The following is a 15,412-nucleotide window of genomic DNA, read 5'->3' on the forward strand; positions in this document are numbered from 1 at the left end:
ACCTCGGCGATCGCCGTCTGCGCGGTCTGCGCGTGCGTGCGTGAGTCCGTGCGACGCGGGCCTCACTTCTTCGACAGGTAGGGCTCCCAGTTGCCGGTGAGCAGGTACTCGACCTTCTGCGACACGGACACCGCGTGATCACCAAAACGCTCGTAGTAGCGCGAGAGCAGGGTGACATCGGCGATATGGCGGGGAGCCAGCGAACCGGCCGGAGCCTCGCCGAGCTTCCCGAACACGCTCAGGTGGAGTTCGTCGAGCTCCTCGTCGATGGCGTTGATCGTGGGCACATCGGTCAGTCCGGGGTTCGAGAGCAGGCTCTGCGTCGCCTCGGCGATCTTGTCACCGGATTCGCCCATCCGCGAGAACACGGATTCGAAGCCTTCGGGGATCGCGGACTCCGGATAGCGGATGCGCACCTGCTGGGCGATGTGACGGGCGAGGTCGCCCATGCGCTCGAGCGATGCCGACATCCGCAGCGAGCCGATGACGGCGCGCAGATCCGCAGCCACCGGAGCCTGCAGGGCAAGCATCTCGGCGGCCTGCTGATCGAGGGTGAACTGCATGTTGTCGATGACGGAGTCGGCCTCGATGACCTGCTCGGCCAGCTCGAGATCATTCGAATGCAGCGCCTGATTGGCCAGGCGGATGGCGTCGAGGACCTTGGTGGACATGCCGACCAGCTGGGTGGCCAGATCATCCAATTCGTTTCTGAAGACTTCGCGCATGAACTGCGGTTCCCTAACTCTTGATCGTGACAATCGGGAGTGACTGTCGGCGGTGCTTGGCGTCCTGAGGGGTGCCCGCGGTTCCGGTCCGCACCCTCAGCGGGGGAAAGCAGAGGGCAGGAACGACGGGGAACGCAGGCACACAGACGTCAGCATCGCATGATCGAGTGAACGACTCCAGACGAGAAGGTGAATTCCTCGGCAAATACTGCCAGCAGAAGTGAATTCGGTGCGCCGGGGCGGTGGACAGCGCCTAAGCTTGAGACTGTGGATCTGTTAGTCGTGGCGGTCCTGACCGGCGTCGTCGGCCTGGGCCTGGGTATAGCGGGAATTCTTGCGTTCCGATTCAGCGAACGCTCCCGCGATGCTGCCGATCTGCATTCGGAGGACGACCTGCCCGAGGGCATCGCCGAAGTGCTGGCCGTCCTGCCATCGGCCGCCATCGTCATCGACGCCGGTGACGATGTCGTCAAAGCCTCCCCGGCCGCGTACACGTTCGGCCTGGTCAGAGGTCATTCGCTCGCTTCGCCCGAGATGCTGCGGGTCGTCGGCCGCGTCCGCGCCCGCGGTCTCATCGAAGAGATCGACCTCGAGCAGACACGGGAGAACTCCGAATCCGTGCTTCGCTACCTCCACGCCCGCGTCGCCCCCTTGGGCACCTCCTTCGTCCTCGTCCTCTGCGACGATCAGACCGAATCCAAACGCGTCGACGCCGTCCGCCGCGACTTCGTCGCCAATGTGTCCCATGAACTCAAGACGCCGATCGGTGCGATGGCTCTGCTCGCCGAGGCTGTCACCGACTTCGCCGACGACCCCGCCGCAGTCGAGCGCTTCGGCGGGAGAATGCAGCGGGAGTCGAAGAGGCTGACCCAGCTGGTGCAGGAGATCATCGACCTCTCCCGCGTCCAGGACCACGCCGCTCCCGCGACGACCGAGAAGATCTCCGTCGCCGAGGTGGTCGACGATGCCGCTGACCGTGCCCGGACCGGGGCGGAAGGCAAGAACATCCACATCGAGGTCTCCCCGCCGAGCGACCTGCTCATCGAAGGCAACTACGAACTGCTCGTCAATGCGGTGCGCAACCTCATCGACAATGCCGTGAACTACTCGCCGGAGGGCACTCGGGTCGGCGTCGGAGTCGACCTCGTCGACGAGCGCATCGAGATCGCCGTGACCGACCAGGGCATCGGCATGACCGCTCAGGACACCGAGCGCGTCTTCGAACGCTTCTACCGGGTCGACCCGGCTCGCTCCCGGATCACCGGAGGCACGGGGCTGGGCCTGAGCATCGTCAAGCACATCGTCGCCACCCATGGCGGTGAAGTGCGCGTGTGGAGCCGACTGAACAAGGGATCGACGTTCACGATCGTCCTCCCGCTGGCCGGGACCGCAGCCGAAGCCGCCGCCACCGATTCGGCACCGGCCGGGGTGCTCATCGAACACTCCGCAGATTCGACCGGAGTCACGTCGGCAGGGGAGGACGGGACCGCCTCGGCGGACGACGACGGGAACGGTGCCGCCTCGGCGGAAGACGTTGGGCACGGCACCGCCGCCTCCGATGCGGACGACCCGGCCGACGACAACGGCAAGCCCGCCGGTGACAATGGAGACGGCGGGGCGACCGCCGACCCATCCAAGGATCTGACCGAAGAAAGCGAACAAAGGAAGCTCACAACGTGACTCGTATTCTGCTTGTCGAGGACGAAGATTCGTTCTCGGACCCGCTGTCGTACCTGCTCGGTAAGGAAGGGTACGAGGTGACGGTCGCCGATGACGGGCTCAAGGCTCTGGCGGAGTTCGACCGCACCGGCGCCGATCTGGTCCTGCTCGACCTCATGCTGCCCGGCGCCTCCGGCACCGAGGTGTGCCGCGAACTGCGGGCGAAATCCAATGTGCCGATCATCATGCTCACGGCCAAGGATTCGGAGATCGACAAGGTCGTGGGGCTCGAGCTCGGCGCCGATGACTATGTGACGAAGCCGTACTCCTCACGTGAGCTGCTGGCTCGTGTGCGGGCGGTGCTGCGCCGCAATGTCGAGACCGAGGAGTTCGACGACGAGTCCGTGCTCGAGGCCGGGGGAGTGCGCATCGACGTCGAACGCCACGTCGTATCCGTGCGCGGTGAAGAGCAGTCCATGCCGCTCAAGGAGTTCGAGCTCCTCGAGATCCTCGTGCGCAACTCCGGCCGCGTGATGACCCGCGGTCAGCTCATCGACCGGATCTGGGGCGAGGACTACGTGGGCGATACGAAGACGCTCGACGTCCACGTCAAACGACTGCGCGCGAAGATCGAGGAGAACCCCTCGGAACCTCGCCTGCTCACCACGGTGCGCGGACTCGGGTACAAGTTCGAGGCCTGAGGAAACCGACCGGCCAAGCCTGAGTTTCTGTGCAGGCGAGGCCGGGAGCAGCTGGCCGGAATCGTGAGGCGGGGAGTAGCCGGCCGGGTGCAGCCGGTCGGACATGAGTACAGAAGGAGCCGCTCACGAATGTGAGCGGCTCCGTGTGTGTTCTCGCGTGGTGTGTGCAGAGAGTGCTGATCAGCCGTTGGCCGCTGCGGTTCCCTCTGCTGCGCCGGCGTCCTCGCTGGGCATATCGGACGGAGACTCGGACGGCGCATCCGACGGCACGTACTCGTCGTAGTACGGCAGGACATCGGTGAGAAGCTGAGTCTCGATGACCTTCTCCTCACTGCCGTTCTTGACGGTGATGTCGACGAGATCGCCGGGCTCCGCCTCGAGGCTGTCGACGGTGACGACTTCCTTGGACGACGTCTCGGGGCTCATCGGGTCCTGGACGAATGTGTCGCCGGCCTTGACCGATTCGCTCACCGTGGTGTCTGCGACCTCGATGGACACCTTGGCGGTGGAGTCACCCTTGTTGATGAGGGTGAAGAACAGCTGAGCCGGACCGGAGCTTTCCTTGTCCGTGATGAGCATGAGCCCACGGACCTCGACGTCGCCGACGGAACCCGAGGCTCCATCGCCGCCGTTGTAGTGGTATTCGGCGGTCTGATGGGGAGACAGCAGGCTTGCACATCCGCTGACGGGGATAACGAGAGCGAGTGCGGCAACGGCGAGAGCCGCGCGGTTGTGCCGTTTCATTATGCTCCTTGAAGTGGCAATACAAGATCAGTCTGTATACTACCCGGTTTTTGACCCGCTGTAGAACCGGGCGGTCGGAGTCGCAGAGGTTCTGCAGCGCCCGGGCGCGTCGCGGCTGAAGATTCGGTGAAGAGCGAGCGAAGTCTCCCCCGCATCGCAGTCGGTCGAGGTCCTCATTCGAGCATGAAGGCACTGCGTCCTCTCCCGATGTTCTCGCTGACAGAGGCGGCAATGGGCTCGATCGCAGTGCGAGTCAGGGGCGGAGCCTAGCATGAAGAATCGCTGCCCTGAACGATTTCTGTGGCGAGCCTCATGGTAAACTGGGATTCCGCGAAAGGGGTTTGAAGAGAATATGAGTTTCCAGGTCGGCGACACTGTTGTCTATCCACATCACGGTGCAGCGACAATCCAAGAAATCAAGAAACGTGCCATCAAAGGTGAGGAGAAGCTGTATCTCAAGCTCCAGGTCGCCCATGGCGATCTCGTGATCGAGGTCCCCGCAGAGAACTGCGATCTGGTCGGTGTGCGAGACGTCGTCGGTGAAGAAGGCGTTGAGAAGGTCTTCAACGTCCTGCGTGCCGAATTCGTCGAAGAACCCGCTAACTGGTCCCGCCGGTACAAGGCCAATGTTGAGAAGCTGCAGTCCGGTGACGTCATCAAGGTTGCCGAGGTCGTCCGCGATCTGTGGCGTCGCGAGCAGGACCGCGGCCTGTCGACCGGTGAGAAGCGCATGCTCTCGAAGGCCCGCCAGATCCTCGTCTCCGAACTCGCACTGGCCGAGAAGAAGGAAGAGTCCGAGGCGGAAGCTCTGCTGGACGAAGTGCTCGCATCCTGAGCACCTGTGTCATCATTCCGGCCGCAGGGTCGGGATCTCGTCTGGGCCGCAGTGAGCCGAAGGCCTTCGTCCATGTGAATGGACGGACAGTTCTGGCTCGCAGCCTTGAGACGGTCATCTCCTCGGGAGTCGCCTCCACAATCGTGGTGGTCGCTCCCGAGGAGTTTCTTATGCGCGCACGTGAAGAAATCGCCGAAGTGGCAGCAGAAAAGAAATGCGAAACTTCAATTACAGCCGTAGCAGGAGGAGAGGATCGCATTTCCTCAGTGCAAACGGCCTTGAAACTTAAGCGTGTCGCGGACTACGTTCTCGTCCATGATGCGGCGAGGTGCCTGACCCCGCCCGATGTGTTCGCCCGAGTCGTTGCCGCGCTGCGATCCGGCGCCGAGGCGGTCATCCCTGTCCTGCCGATGATCGATACCGTGCGGCGAGTCGTTTCGCACGAGACCGACGGCGCGAATCCGAGCGGAGGTACAGGCTCGGACGCGAATGGCGTACCCGAAGGGATTGCGAGGGCTGAGGGCTCTGGCGCGCGTGAAGTGGTGCGAGGAGACTTCGATCGGGCCGAGCTGCGACGAGTCCAGACGCCTCAAGGATTTCGCGCCGAGGTGCTCCGGCGGGCCTATGCCACGATTGCAGCCGACTGGGCCGGCCCGTCGGGTCGAGCGCTTCCGACGGACGACGCTGGGCTGGTCGAACGCCTAGGTGTCGACATCGTCGCCGTCGACGGTGACGACGAGGCGCTGAAGATCACCTATCCGCTCGACCTCGTCCTTGCGGAACAGCTCGCCCGAATGCGTGACGGAGCTGCAGTCCCTGGAGCAGATACGTTGGATTCGGCGAAGGAGCCACGATGAATCAGATCATTCCCCGTATCGGCACCGGTGTCGACGTGCACGCCTTCTCGGCCGATCCCGCACGCGGGCTGTGGATTGCGGGACTGCTGTGGCCGGACGAGACCGGACTCGAAGGACACTCGGACTCCGACGTGGCCGCCCACGCGTGCTGCGACGCCTTGTTCTCCGCCGCCGGGCTCGGCGACCTCGGTGAGCACTTCGGCGTCGACCGCCCGGAATTCGCCGGTGCCTCGGGTTCGGCGCTGCTTGCCGAGGCGGCCCGCATCGTCCGCGAGGCAGGCTTCGAGATCGGAAACATCTCCGTTCAAGTGATCGGCAACCGGCCGAAGATCGGCACGCGTCGTACAGAAGCCCAGCAGGCACTGTCGGCGGCAGCAGGCGCACCGGTATCGGTATCGGGCACCACCTCGGACGGCCTCGGGCTGACCGGCCGCGGCGAAGGAGTCGCGGCCATCGCCACCGCGCTGATCCACCCTCGCTGATCTGCCCGACCCTATCCATTCGACCCGATTCATTCGAACCGCGCCACGAAAGCTGAATGAGGAGAGCCAGCATTGAGAGTCCTCTTCCAGGGAGCCGGTGCCATCGGCCTCGCCGGAGCCGCGCTCTTCACCGACGCTCACGAGGTCGCCGTTGTCTCCCGCTCGCCCGGCGACGACGGGCGGTCGGCCTTTCCGCGACGCGTGAGCATCGCCGATCCGACCGATTCCGGCCAGGTGGGCTCCCGACACAGCATCTGTGCGGGAGGACGCGGGCGAGCCGATGGCAGACGAGCGAGTTCGAGCGATGGCTGGTCGGTGACCCGCGTGGCCGCGACCCGGCGGGTGACGATCACAGACTGGACTGCTGCTGCCGCTGATGGAATCTGGGACCTCATCGTCCTCACGACTCGCCCGGGTGAACTCGACGCTGAGGTGGTCTCGGCGATTCGGGAGATCTCACCCGCGTTCATTGCGACGACGAGCCAGGTCGAAGGAGACCTCGAACGAGCACAGGCCGTTTTCCCCGGTGCCCAAGCCGTCATTGTCGCACCCGCGTTCCTGTCCGAACGACTGGACCCGGGTGCGCCGGCTGACGGTGTGCGCACAGCCGGCAACCGGGTCTGGGAGGCCGACAGCGGTCTGCGCACAGCCGGCAGTCGGGCCGGGGAGATCGACAGGGGCGTGCGCACAGCCAACGGGCGCGACGGAGAGCTCGGCAGAAGAGCCGAACCCGGGCACGAAGTGAGGTTCTGGGCACCGGCCGGCGCACCGCGTTTCCTCGTCGCGGGGCCGAGGGGCGCGGTGCGTTCGCTTGTTCGCGGGCTGGGCCGACTCGTACTGCCGGTGCCGATGGAGGCCGTGCTGCTGCCGCCGACGGTGTTCATTCCCTTCGTCGCCGAACTCAGCGTCCGCGACGGCGACTGGGCCGCACTGAAATCACATCTCGACCGACCCTCTGATGCCGCGGCCGAGGCCGTGCGAAGCCGCCTCGGGGTGCCGGTTCCCGTTTTCGGCACCGCCGCACACGTCGTGCTCGAAGCCTTGGAGAGGATCGTGCCGATCGACGTGACGAGCTATGCGGGCCGACACTTCAACCGGCACGTGGGCCAGACGAGGGACATGCTCGCCGACTGGGCGGGAGCGGCAGATTCGGCTCACGCCCTGCGGGAGCTCATCGCCGCATTGGACCCACTCGACGATTGAGGCTCGACGAGTTCAGATGCCTGGATCGGACGAAGGCTGCGACTGAACACCGGCCGCGGGGGACTGCCGCGGTCCGGGTACGGAAGCCGACAGCCGCCTCGGCGGAGGTGATGGGCGGTCTCAGACCTTCGCGTCCGGGTGGCGCTTCGTAACGACGAGGCCGACGAGGTAGAGCGCGACGACGAAGATGAGCGTGCCGACGATCTGGAAGCGCACGGATTCGACGGTCAGGCCGAGCCCGATGATCACGGCGATGCCGGCCAAGGTGACATACGACAGCCACGGGAAGCCCCACATGCGCAGGGGCAGGGACCGGCCGGCCGCCTCGGCGCGACGACGCAGGACGATCTGCGAGACGAGCGTCACGACCCAGGTGACGATGAGCGTCGAGCCGACGATGTTGAGCAGGACCCCGAGGACCTCGGCCGCCCAGAAGTAGTTGAGTGCGACGGCGACGAAACCGAACGCCGAGGTGGCCAGCACCGCAGGCACGGGCACGCCGCGGCGATTGGTGCGGCCGAGCCCGCGGGGAAGCATGGACCGCTGTGACATCGAGAACGACATCCGGGACGCTCCGTAGATGTTCGCGTTCATCGACGACAGCAGCGCGATGACGATGACCGCGGCCAGCAGCGAGGCGATGAACGGCAGTCCTGCAGACTCGAGGACGGCCACGAACGGGGACTCGGCCAAACGGTCGTCCGTCCACGGCAGGACGAGGACGATGATCGCCACGGAACCGATGTAGAGGAACAGGATGCGCCACACGATCGTCTTGATCGCCTGCGAGACGCTGCGTTCGGGGTTCGCGGTCTCGGCCGCGGCGACAGCGACGATCTCGATGCCGCCGAAGGCGAAGGCGACGACGAGCAGACCGGCGGCGATGCCGGAGATGCCGGTGGGCATGAACCCGTCGGCGAAGATCTGCGCGGGCGGCTCGGCAGGGGTCCACCCGAACAGGTATGCGGCGCCGAGGACGACGAAGAGGACGACGAAGGCGACCTTGATGAGAGAGAACCAGAACTCGAACTCACCGAAGCTGCCGGACGTGGTGAGGTTGATCGCCGTGAAGACGAGCATGATCGCCAAGGCGATGACCCACTGGGGGACGGCCGGAATATAGGAGGCCGCGATCTGCGCGGCGGCGGTGGCCTCGGCGGCGACGACCAGGCACAGCTGCACCCACCACAGTGCACCGACGGCGAAGGCCGCGGCCGGGCCCATGGCCTTGCCCGCATAGTGCGAGAACGCACCCGGATTCGGGTCGGCGGCGACGAGTTCGCCCAGCGCCCGCATGACGAAGATGACGACGAGGCCCGCAACGATGTAGGAGATGAGCACGGCAGGGCCGGCAGCCTGCACGCCGGCGCCGGAGCCGACGAAGAGACCTGCGCCGATCGCCGAGCCGAGGCTCATCATCACCAGGTGGCGGGGTTTCATCCCCACCTTGAGGCCGTTGGACGTGGCGGCGATGTCGCTGGTGGACGGCACCGAAGCGGACGCGGACTCGGCGGGCTGCGAAGACTGTGATTCAGGCACCCGAGAAGTCTATCCGTCGGGGCCGGAGAGCTCAGACGCGGGTCGCGGACCCGGAGGGGTCGCGACCCGCGTCTGCGAGGTGTATTGCGCGCACAGCTGCGACTCAGCGCTTGGGCTGCGGCGCGCCAGATCAGTGGCCGCGCTTGATCCAATCCTCAAGGGCCGGGCTCTCGGCGCCGATCGACGTCGAGTCACCGTGCCCGGTGAGCACGACGGTCGCCTCGGGCAGGCGGAAGAGCACGTCCCGGATCGATTCGATGATCGTCTCGAAGCTCGAATGCGAACGCCCCGTGGCCCCGGGGCCGCCTTTGAACAGAGTGTCTCCGGAGAACAGCACCGGACCGACCGCCCGACCGGCGCCCGCCGATGCCGGAGCCGGCAGACCGGTCTCGACGAAGAAGCACGTCGAACCGGGGGAGTGGCCGGGGGTGTGCAGAGCCTTGAGTTTGATTCCGCCGACGGTCCAGGTGTCGCCGTGGGCGATCTGTCCGTCGGGACGGTAGTTCTCGAAGGTCATGTCCCACAGCACATAGTCATCGGGATTGAGGTACACGGTGGGGTTGCCCACCCGCTGGGCGAAGTCGCGGACGACGCGCACGTGATCGTCGTGACCGTGCGTGAGCAGAACGGCCTTGACCTCTCTGGATCCGACCGCCTCGGCGATCGCATCGACATCATGGGCCGGGTCGATGACGATGACCTCGGAATCATCACCGATGATCCACACATTGTTGTCGACGTTGTGCGTCTCCCCATCCAGGGAGAACGTACCCGACGTGACGAGATGCTCAATAGCTGTCATTACAGTTCCACCACCGATCGCAGGACTTCTCCCTTGCCCATCTTCTCGAACGCGGATTCGACATCGCCGATGCCGATGCGTTCGGACACGAACTTCTCGAGCGGGAAACGTCCCTGCTGGTAGAGGTCGACGAGCATCGGGAAGTCGCGGTCGGGCAGGCAGTCGCCGTACCACGAGGACTTGAGCTTGCCGCCGCGGCCGAACACATCGAGCAGCGGAACGGTGAGCTCCATCTCCGGGGTCGGCACGCCGACGAGCACGACGGTGCCGGCGAGGTCGCGGCCGTAGAAGGCCTGCCGCCAGGTGGCGGGGAGCCCGACGGCGTCGATGACGACATCGGCGCCGAAGCCTCCGGTGCGCTCCTGGATCGCGGCGACGACCTCGTCCTCGCTCATGCCCTTCGTATCCACGGTGTCGGTGGCGCCGAGATCCTTCGCCCACTCGAGCTTCTTCTCATCGATGTCGAGGGCGATGATCGTGTTCGCCCCGGCCAGAGCCGAACCGGCGATCGCCGCGCAGCCGACACCGCCGGCGCCGATCACGGCCACGGACTTGCCGCGGGTGACCTCACCGGTGTTGATGGCAGCGCCGATTCCGGCCATCATTCCGCAGCCGAGCAGACCCACGACCGCCGGGTCCGCCTCGGGGACCTTCGTGCACTGTCCGGCGGCGACGAGCGTCTTCTCGGCGAACGAGCCGATGCCCAGTGCGGCCTCGAGCTCGGTGCCGTCGGGCAGGGTCATCTTCTGCGAAGCATTGTGGGTGTCGAAGCAGTACCAGGGTTCGCCGCGCTTGCAGGCACGGCAGTCTCCGCAGATGGCGCGCCAGTTGAGGATGACGAAATCGCCGACCTCGACCTCGGTGACCCCATCGCCGACTTCGGAGACGACCCCGGCGGACTCGTGGCCGAGCAGGAACGGGTAGTCGTCGCTGATTCCGCCTTCGCGGTAGTGGAAGTCCGTGTGGCAGACGCCGCACGACTTCACATCGACGACGACCTCGCCTGGGCCCGGATCCGGGATGACGATGTCGGTGAGTTCGACTGGGGCTCCCTTGCTGCGGGAGATGACGCCCTTGACTGTCTGTGGCATTGCGTCTCCTTTGTGTCTTCGGCAGCGGGTGTCCGCGGATACGGAACCCGAAGTGGAACTGTTGCACCCCGGCAGGGGTGCTCACACCCCCACCCTAACCAGGCCGGACGTCTGCGACCAGTGGGTGATTCAGGAGTGAGACGATGCGTTCGACCTGGGTGGGGTGAGGGTGGATAGGCGAAGGCGGCCCGATGCTTGCATTGCATCGGACCGCCTCGGCGGGGGTGAGCCGATCCACGTCGCCGAGGCGGCGCTGCGGATCCGACTCAGCCGGTCGTGAACGGGGCCGGGTTCAGCCCGTGATCAGGGGGCGGTGTCACCCGGACCGTCAGTCGGCGACGTCCTCGTCGGGATGCTTGCGCAGGTGCAGCATTGCGGCTCCCAGGCCGCCCCAGACGGTGACCATCGCGATGACCATCATGACGATTGCTGAAGTGCCCATGTCAGACTCCCTTGGTCTCGTTGCGGAGGTTCTCTTCGGCTACGGAGTCGGCGATCGCCTCGTTCATGTCGTCGATCGTCTTCTTCGGCCATCTGACCAGTGTGAGGACGATGGAGGCGACGACGAGCAGAGCGATCATGCCCCAGCCGTAGGTGCCGATGATGACGGCCGGGTAGTCCTCGTAGCCGTCGGTGGCGTAGGTGATGATCTGTGTGACGAGCATGTAGGCGAGCACCACACCGGTGATCGAGATGAGGGCCATCCAGGTCCACCCGAGCTTGAAGCTCGAGACTGCGTTGAGGTGACGCTTGAACACCGGCAGCTTGCCCAGCAGCCACGCGACGACGACGATCGCGAGGACGGCCGAGCCGACGATGCCGATGTTGTTCGCCCAGGCATCCATGGTGTCGAGCGCGTAGAGTCCGGTCACCGTGGGCATGAGCACCAGCGAGACGATCGCCATCGCTCCGCCGACGGTCGCCGTCGAGGTCTTGTTGCTGAGACGGAACTTGTCCCGCAGAGCCTGGATCGGCACCTGCACGATCGAGATCAGCGAGGTCAGACCGGCGAAGACGAGGCAGGCGAAGAAGACGAATCCGAAGATCGCCCCACCGGGCATCTGGGAGATCAGCGTCGGGAAGCCGACGAAGGCCAGGCCGATGCCCGACGATGCCACCTCGGAGACCTCGACGCCCTGCGCAGAGGCCATGAACCCGAGGGCCGCGAAGATTCCGATGCCGGCGAGGATCTCGAACGCCGAGTTCGAGAAGCCGACGACGAGACCGGAGCCGGTGAGGTTCGTCTTCTTCTTCAGGTAGGAGGCATAGGTGATCATGATGCCGAAGGCGATGGACAGAGAGAAGAAGATCTGACCGTACGCCGCGATCCACACCTTGTGATCTGTCAGTGCCGAGAAGTCGGGAGTGAACAGTGCATTCAGTCCCTCCGCAGCGCCGGGAAGGAACAGCGACCGGACGACGAGGGCGAGGAAGAGGACGATGAGCAGCGGGATGAAGATCTTCGAGAACCGTGCGATGCCGTTCTGCACACCGAGCAGGAGGATGCCGAGGACGATGGCCCACACGATGATGAGCGGGATGAGCACGCCGGGAACGAATTCGAAGGAGATTCCGGGGTCTGCGAGCTTGAGGTACTCGCCGAAGAGGAAGCCCTCCGCGTCATCGCCCCAGGCCTCGCTCAGCGAGAAGAACATATAGGAGCCAGCCCAGCCGATGATGGCGGCGTAGTAGATGCCGATGATGATCGCGATTCCGGTGGCGAACCAGCCGATGGGCTCGGCGGCTCGGTGAGTCATCCGGTAGGCCAGCGGAGCCGATCCGCGAGACCTGTGGCCCATGGCGTAGTAGAAGAACAGCAGCGGGATGCCTGCAGTCAGCAGAGCGACGAGGTAGGGGATGAGGAAGGCGCCGCCGCCGTTCTCGTAGGTGACATACGGGAAGCGCCAGATGTTGCCGAGGCCGACCGCCGAACCGATGGCCGCGAAGATGAACGCGCCACGGGAGACGAAGACCTCCCTCCGGGGTGATGACGTGGGTGACATGATGTCCTTTCTTGACTGGTCGCGGATCATCGCGACCGAGTGTGGCCACCGAAGTTTCGTCTGTGAGACCGGTGGTCCGATGTGAAGTCCGTGATGTGAGAAATGATCTCTGCTGCGGCTTCAATGCTTGGCTCCAGTTTACTGTGAAAACGCTGGGCAATGTGCCCGTCGTCACGTGATGCGCATAACAGTCGTGTATCGAATAATGGGAAACCGGGAAATCTGCCATGCCCGGTAGACTTGGGGGCGTGACTATCTCGCTCTACAACACCGCCAGCCGCACGACCGAAGAACTGCGTCCCGTCAACGACGGTCAGGTCGGTATCTACGTCTGTGGCGCCACGGTGCAGGGCGAACCGCATATCGGCCACCTGCGCTCGGCGTCGGTGTTCGACACTCTGCGCCGCTGGCTGCTCTACAGCGGCTACCGGGTGACCATGATCCGCAACGTCACCGACATCGACGACAAGATCCTGTCGAAGTCCGTCGAGGAGGGGCGGGAATGGTTCGCTCACGCGTATAAGTACGAACGCGCCTTCACCGCCGCCTACGATGCGCTCGATGTGCTGCCGCCGAGCAGCGAACCGCGCGCGACGGGGCACATCACCGAGATGATCGAACTCATCTCCCGCCTCATCGAGGCCGGCCATGCCTACCCCGCGCTCGACGGCAGCGCCGATGTCTACTTCGACGCCGCCTCGTGGAGCGAATACGGGGCACTGACGAACCAGAAGCTCGAGGACATGGAACTGTCCGAAGGGGCCGAGCTGCGCGGGAAGAAGGACGCCAGGGACTTCGCGCTGTGGAAGTCGCACAAGGACTCCGAGCCGATCACCGCCTCGTGGCCGTCGCCGTGGGGACGGGGCCGCCCGGGCTGGCACATCGAGTGCTCGGCCATGTCGACGAAGTACCTGGGGTCGAACTTCGACATCCACGGCGGCGGCCTCGACCTGCGGTTCCCGCACCACGAGAACGAGCTCGCCCAGTCCCGAGCGGCCGGCGACCAGTTCGCGAACATCTGGATGCACTCCGGCCTGCTCAATGTGGGCGGGCACAAGATGTCGAAGTCTCTGGGCAACTCTGTCTTCGCCTCCGACCTGTTCGACACGTTCAGCCCGCTGGCCGTGCGCTACTTCCTCACCGGCGCCAGCTACCGGTCGATCCTCGACTTCTCGAACGAGGCGATGGAACGCTCTGCGGCCTCGCTCGAGCGGCTCCAGAACTTCCTCCAGCGCGCCCGCCAGGCACTCGGGGCGGACGCGCCGGCGCTGCCGGACGTCAGCGACTCCTACGCTTCACGCAGCGTCGACGTACCTGCCGAATTCGCCGCCGCCCTCGACGACGACCTCGGTGTGCCGCGGGCGCTGTCGGTCGTCTTCGCCTCCGTGAGCGAGGGAGCGAAGCTCCTCAACTCCGGCAGCGACCGAGCGGAGCTGACGCGAATCGTCGCCGAGGTGGAGCTCATGCTCGACATCCTCGGAGTCAATCCCAGCGCCGCTGTCTGGGCCGGATCGGCGACCGATGCCAAGGCGGAGTCCGCGCTCGACTCCCTCGTGGCCACCTTGGCCGCACGGCGGGCCGAGGCGAAAGCGGAGAAGGACTTCGCCACCGCCGACGCCCTGCGTGACGAACTGGCCGCGGCCGGCGTCATCATCGAGGACACGGCCGACGGGTACCGCTACCACCTCGGCGAGGGCTGAGGTCGACGAATTTCGGTCACGGGCATGAGCTCGCGACCCCAACGCATCCGATAGGAAATACATGGCTTCCAATCCCCGCTCCGGCGGATCGAAGAAGGGCCCGACCAAGGGATCGGGCGGCAAGAACAGGCGCGGCCTGCGCGGCAAGGGGCCGACGCCGAAGGCCGAGGACCGCGTCTATCACAAGGCGCACAAGGCCGCGCAGCAGCGAAAGAGCTCGAACGCCTCGGCGCAGGCGAAGCGGAAGAAGAAGGAGCTCGGACCGAATATGGTCGCCGGGCGCAATTCGGTCCTCGAGGCTCTGCGCGAAGGTGTTCCGGCCACCGCGATGTACGTCTCCGGTCGCATCGACTCCGACGATCGGGTGCGCGAATCCATCACTCTGGCGACGCAGCGCGGAATCTCGATGCTCGAAGCGAGCAAGCCCGACCTCGACCGGCTCACCGACGACGCGATCCACCAGGGCATCGCCCTGCAGGTTCCGCCGTACGACTATGCCGACCCCGCCGACCTGCTCGAATTCGCGGCCGAACGAGCCGAGACTCCGCTGCTCGTGGCCCTCGACGGGATCACCGATCCGCGCAACCTCGGTGCCATCGTCCGGTCGACGGCGGCCTTCGGTGGTCACGGTGTGATCATCCCGGAGCGTCGCGCCGCCTCGATGACCGCCGCGGCGTGGAAGACTTCCGCCGGTGCCGCCTCGCGCATCCGCGTGGCACAGGTGGTCAACCTGGCCAGGGCGATCGATGAGCTGAAGAAACAGAATGTCTTCGTCGTCGGCCTCGACATGGACGGTGACGTCGAGCTGCCCGAACTGACCTTCACCCGCGACCCGCTGTGCATCGTCGTCGGTTCCGAAGGCAAGGGTCTGTCGCGGCTGATCTCGGAGAAGTGCGACCAGATCGTGTCGATCCCGATCGCGGCGACCACCGAGTCGCTCAACGCCGGCATCGCCGCAGCGGTCTCCCTCTACGAGGTGGCACGAGCCCGCCGCCACTGAAAACCCCCAATTGCTACCTGACGGCGGCCCAGCAACCTCGCGCGAGGTAGCTGGGCCGCCGTCAGGTAGCA

The 15,412-nt window shown here is 65.4% G+C and carries 15 protein-coding genes; 8 read left to right on the top strand and 7 right to left on the bottom strand.

Annotation, left to right across the window (positions count from 1 at the left end):
* Nucleotides 1-62 precede the first annotated feature (62 nt).
* A complete protein-coding gene (gene phoU, locus AD89_RS0111555; protein ID WP_025779026.1) occupies nucleotides 63-725 on the bottom strand; it encodes a phosphate signaling complex protein PhoU in 663 nt (220 codons plus the stop codon).
* A 267-nt stretch (nucleotides 726-992) separates the two neighbouring features.
* On the opposite strand from phoU, the gene AD89_RS18530 reads away from it, so the two are divergent.
* Both AD89_RS18530 and AD89_RS0111565 read left to right on the top strand, forming a co-directional pair.
* Complete coding sequence (locus AD89_RS18530; protein WP_025779028.1) at nucleotides 993-2,405, top strand: sensor histidine kinase; 1,413 nt, start codon at nucleotides 993-995, stop codon at nucleotides 2,403-2,405.
* A complete protein-coding gene (locus tag AD89_RS0111565) occupies nucleotides 2,402-3,085 on the top strand; it encodes a response regulator transcription factor (RefSeq protein WP_025779031.1) in 684 nt (227 codons plus the stop codon). Before AD89_RS18530 ends, AD89_RS0111565 begins: the two co-directional genes overlap by 4 nt.
* 180 nt (nucleotides 3,086-3,265) lie before the next feature.
* Here the strand turns inward: AD89_RS0111565 and AD89_RS0111570 are convergent, their stop codons facing one another.
* Entirely contained in the window at nucleotides 3,266-3,829 is a 564-nt protein-coding gene (locus AD89_RS0111570) for a hypothetical protein (RefSeq protein WP_025779033.1), read from the bottom strand.
* 352 nt (nucleotides 3,830-4,181) lie between these two features.
* Between AD89_RS0111570 and AD89_RS0111575 the strand changes: the two genes are divergently transcribed.
* The 4 genes from AD89_RS0111575 to AD89_RS0111590 all read left to right on the top strand — a co-directional run bounded on the left by AD89_RS0111575 (nucleotide 4,182) and on the right by AD89_RS0111590 (nucleotide 7,206).
* Entirely contained in the window at nucleotides 4,182-4,664 is a 483-nt protein-coding gene (locus AD89_RS0111575) for a CarD family transcriptional regulator (protein WP_025779034.1), read from the top strand.
* A 41-nt stretch (nucleotides 4,665-4,705) separates the two neighbouring features.
* Nucleotides 4,706-5,521, top strand: coding sequence for an IspD/TarI family cytidylyltransferase (locus AD89_RS0111580; RefSeq protein ID WP_025779036.1), 816 nt, complete (start codon nucleotides 4,706-4,708; stop codon nucleotides 5,519-5,521).
* Entirely contained in the window at nucleotides 5,518-6,003 is a 486-nt protein-coding gene (ispF, locus tag AD89_RS0111585) for a 2-C-methyl-D-erythritol 2,4-cyclodiphosphate synthase (protein ID WP_025779039.1), read from the top strand. The genes AD89_RS0111580 and ispF overlap by 4 nt, the downstream gene beginning before the upstream one ends.
* 72 nt (nucleotides 6,004-6,075) lie before the next feature.
* Entirely contained in the window at nucleotides 6,076-7,206 is a 1,131-nt protein-coding gene (locus AD89_RS0111590) for a hypothetical protein (protein WP_025779041.1), read from the top strand.
* A gap of 120 nt (nucleotides 7,207-7,326) precedes the next feature.
* Here the strand turns inward: AD89_RS0111590 and AD89_RS0111595 are convergent, their stop codons facing one another.
* The 5 genes from AD89_RS0111595 to AD89_RS0111615 all read right to left on the bottom strand — a co-directional run bounded on the left by AD89_RS0111595 (nucleotide 7,327) and on the right by AD89_RS0111615 (nucleotide 12,641).
* A complete protein-coding gene (locus tag AD89_RS0111595; RefSeq protein ID WP_025779043.1) occupies nucleotides 7,327-8,745 on the bottom strand; it encodes an amino acid permease in 1,419 nt (472 codons plus the stop codon).
* 130 nt (nucleotides 8,746-8,875) lie between these two features.
* The gene (locus tag AD89_RS0111600) at nucleotides 8,876-9,547 is read right to left on the bottom strand and encodes an MBL fold metallo-hydrolase (protein ID WP_025779044.1); all 672 of its coding nucleotides are present in this window, start codon (nucleotides 9,545-9,547) and stop codon (nucleotides 8,876-8,878) included.
* On the bottom strand, nucleotides 9,547-10,638 hold the full coding sequence (locus AD89_RS0111605; protein ID WP_025779046.1) for an S-(hydroxymethyl)mycothiol dehydrogenase: 1,092 nt from the start codon (nucleotides 10,636-10,638) through the stop codon (nucleotides 9,547-9,549). Before AD89_RS0111605 ends, AD89_RS0111600 begins: the two co-directional genes overlap by 1 nt.
* A 328-nt stretch (nucleotides 10,639-10,966) precedes the next feature.
* Nucleotides 10,967-11,080 carry a methionine/alanine import family NSS transporter small subunit gene (locus AD89_RS19710; RefSeq protein WP_081770452.1) on the bottom strand — a complete coding sequence of 38 codons (114 nt, stop codon included), beginning with the start codon at nucleotides 11,078-11,080 and terminating at the stop codon, nucleotides 10,967-10,969.
* A 1-nt stretch (nucleotide 11,081) separates the two neighbouring features.
* Nucleotides 11,082-12,641 (bottom strand): sodium-dependent transporter, encoded by a 1,560-nt coding sequence (locus tag AD89_RS0111615; protein ID WP_035320603.1) that lies wholly within the window; start codon nucleotides 12,639-12,641, stop codon nucleotides 11,082-11,084.
* Between the two features lie 248 nt (nucleotides 12,642-12,889).
* Here AD89_RS0111615 and cysS point away from each other — a divergent pair, with 248 nt between their 5' ends.
* Nucleotides 12,890-14,341 carry a cysteine--tRNA ligase gene (cysS, locus tag AD89_RS0111620; protein WP_025779050.1) on the top strand — a complete coding sequence of 484 codons (1,452 nt, stop codon included), beginning with the start codon at nucleotides 12,890-12,892 and terminating at the stop codon, nucleotides 14,339-14,341.
* 61 nt (nucleotides 14,342-14,402) lie between these two features.
* Complete coding sequence (gene rlmB / locus AD89_RS0111625) at nucleotides 14,403-15,341, top strand: 23S rRNA (guanosine(2251)-2'-O)-methyltransferase RlmB (RefSeq protein ID WP_025779052.1); 939 nt, start codon at nucleotides 14,403-14,405, stop codon at nucleotides 15,339-15,341.
* Nucleotides 15,342-15,412 lie beyond the last annotated feature (71 nt).

Source organism: Brevibacterium sp. VCM10 (assembly GCF_000583215.1).
Classification (GTDB): Bacteria; Actinomycetota; Actinomycetes; order Actinomycetales; family Brevibacteriaceae; genus Brevibacterium; species Brevibacterium linens.

Excerpts from the sequence above, each read along its gene's own strand:
- phoU (WP_025779026.1), bottom strand. The coding sequence starts at position 725 with ATGCGCGAAGTCTTCAGAAACGAATTGGATGATCTGGCCACCCAGCTG.
- AD89_RS0111570 (WP_025779033.1), bottom strand. The coding sequence starts at position 3,829 with ATGAAACGGCACAACCGCGCGGCTCTCGCCGTTGCCGCACTCGCTCTC.
- AD89_RS0111575 (WP_025779034.1), top strand. The coding sequence starts at position 4,182 with ATGAGTTTCCAGGTCGGCGACACTGTTGTCTATCCACATCACGGTGCA.
- ispF (WP_025779039.1), top strand. The coding sequence starts at position 5,518 with ATGAATCAGATCATTCCCCGTATCGGCACCGGTGTCGACGTGCACGCC.
- AD89_RS0111600 (WP_025779044.1), bottom strand. The coding sequence starts at position 9,547 with ATGACAGCTATTGAGCATCTCGTCACGTCGGGTACGTTCTCCCTGGAT.
- AD89_RS0111605 (WP_025779046.1), bottom strand. The coding sequence starts at position 10,638 with ATGCCACAGACAGTCAAGGGCGTCATCTCCCGCAGCAAGGGAGCCCCA.
- AD89_RS19710 (WP_081770452.1), bottom strand. The coding sequence starts at position 11,080 with ATGGGCACTTCAGCAATCGTCATGATGGTCATCGCGATGGTCACCGTC.
- AD89_RS0111615 (WP_035320603.1), bottom strand. The coding sequence starts at position 12,641 with ATGTCACCCACGTCATCACCCCGGAGGGAGGTCTTCGTCTCCCGTGGC.
- rlmB (WP_025779052.1), top strand. The coding sequence starts at position 14,403 with ATGGCTTCCAATCCCCGCTCCGGCGGATCGAAGAAGGGCCCGACCAAG.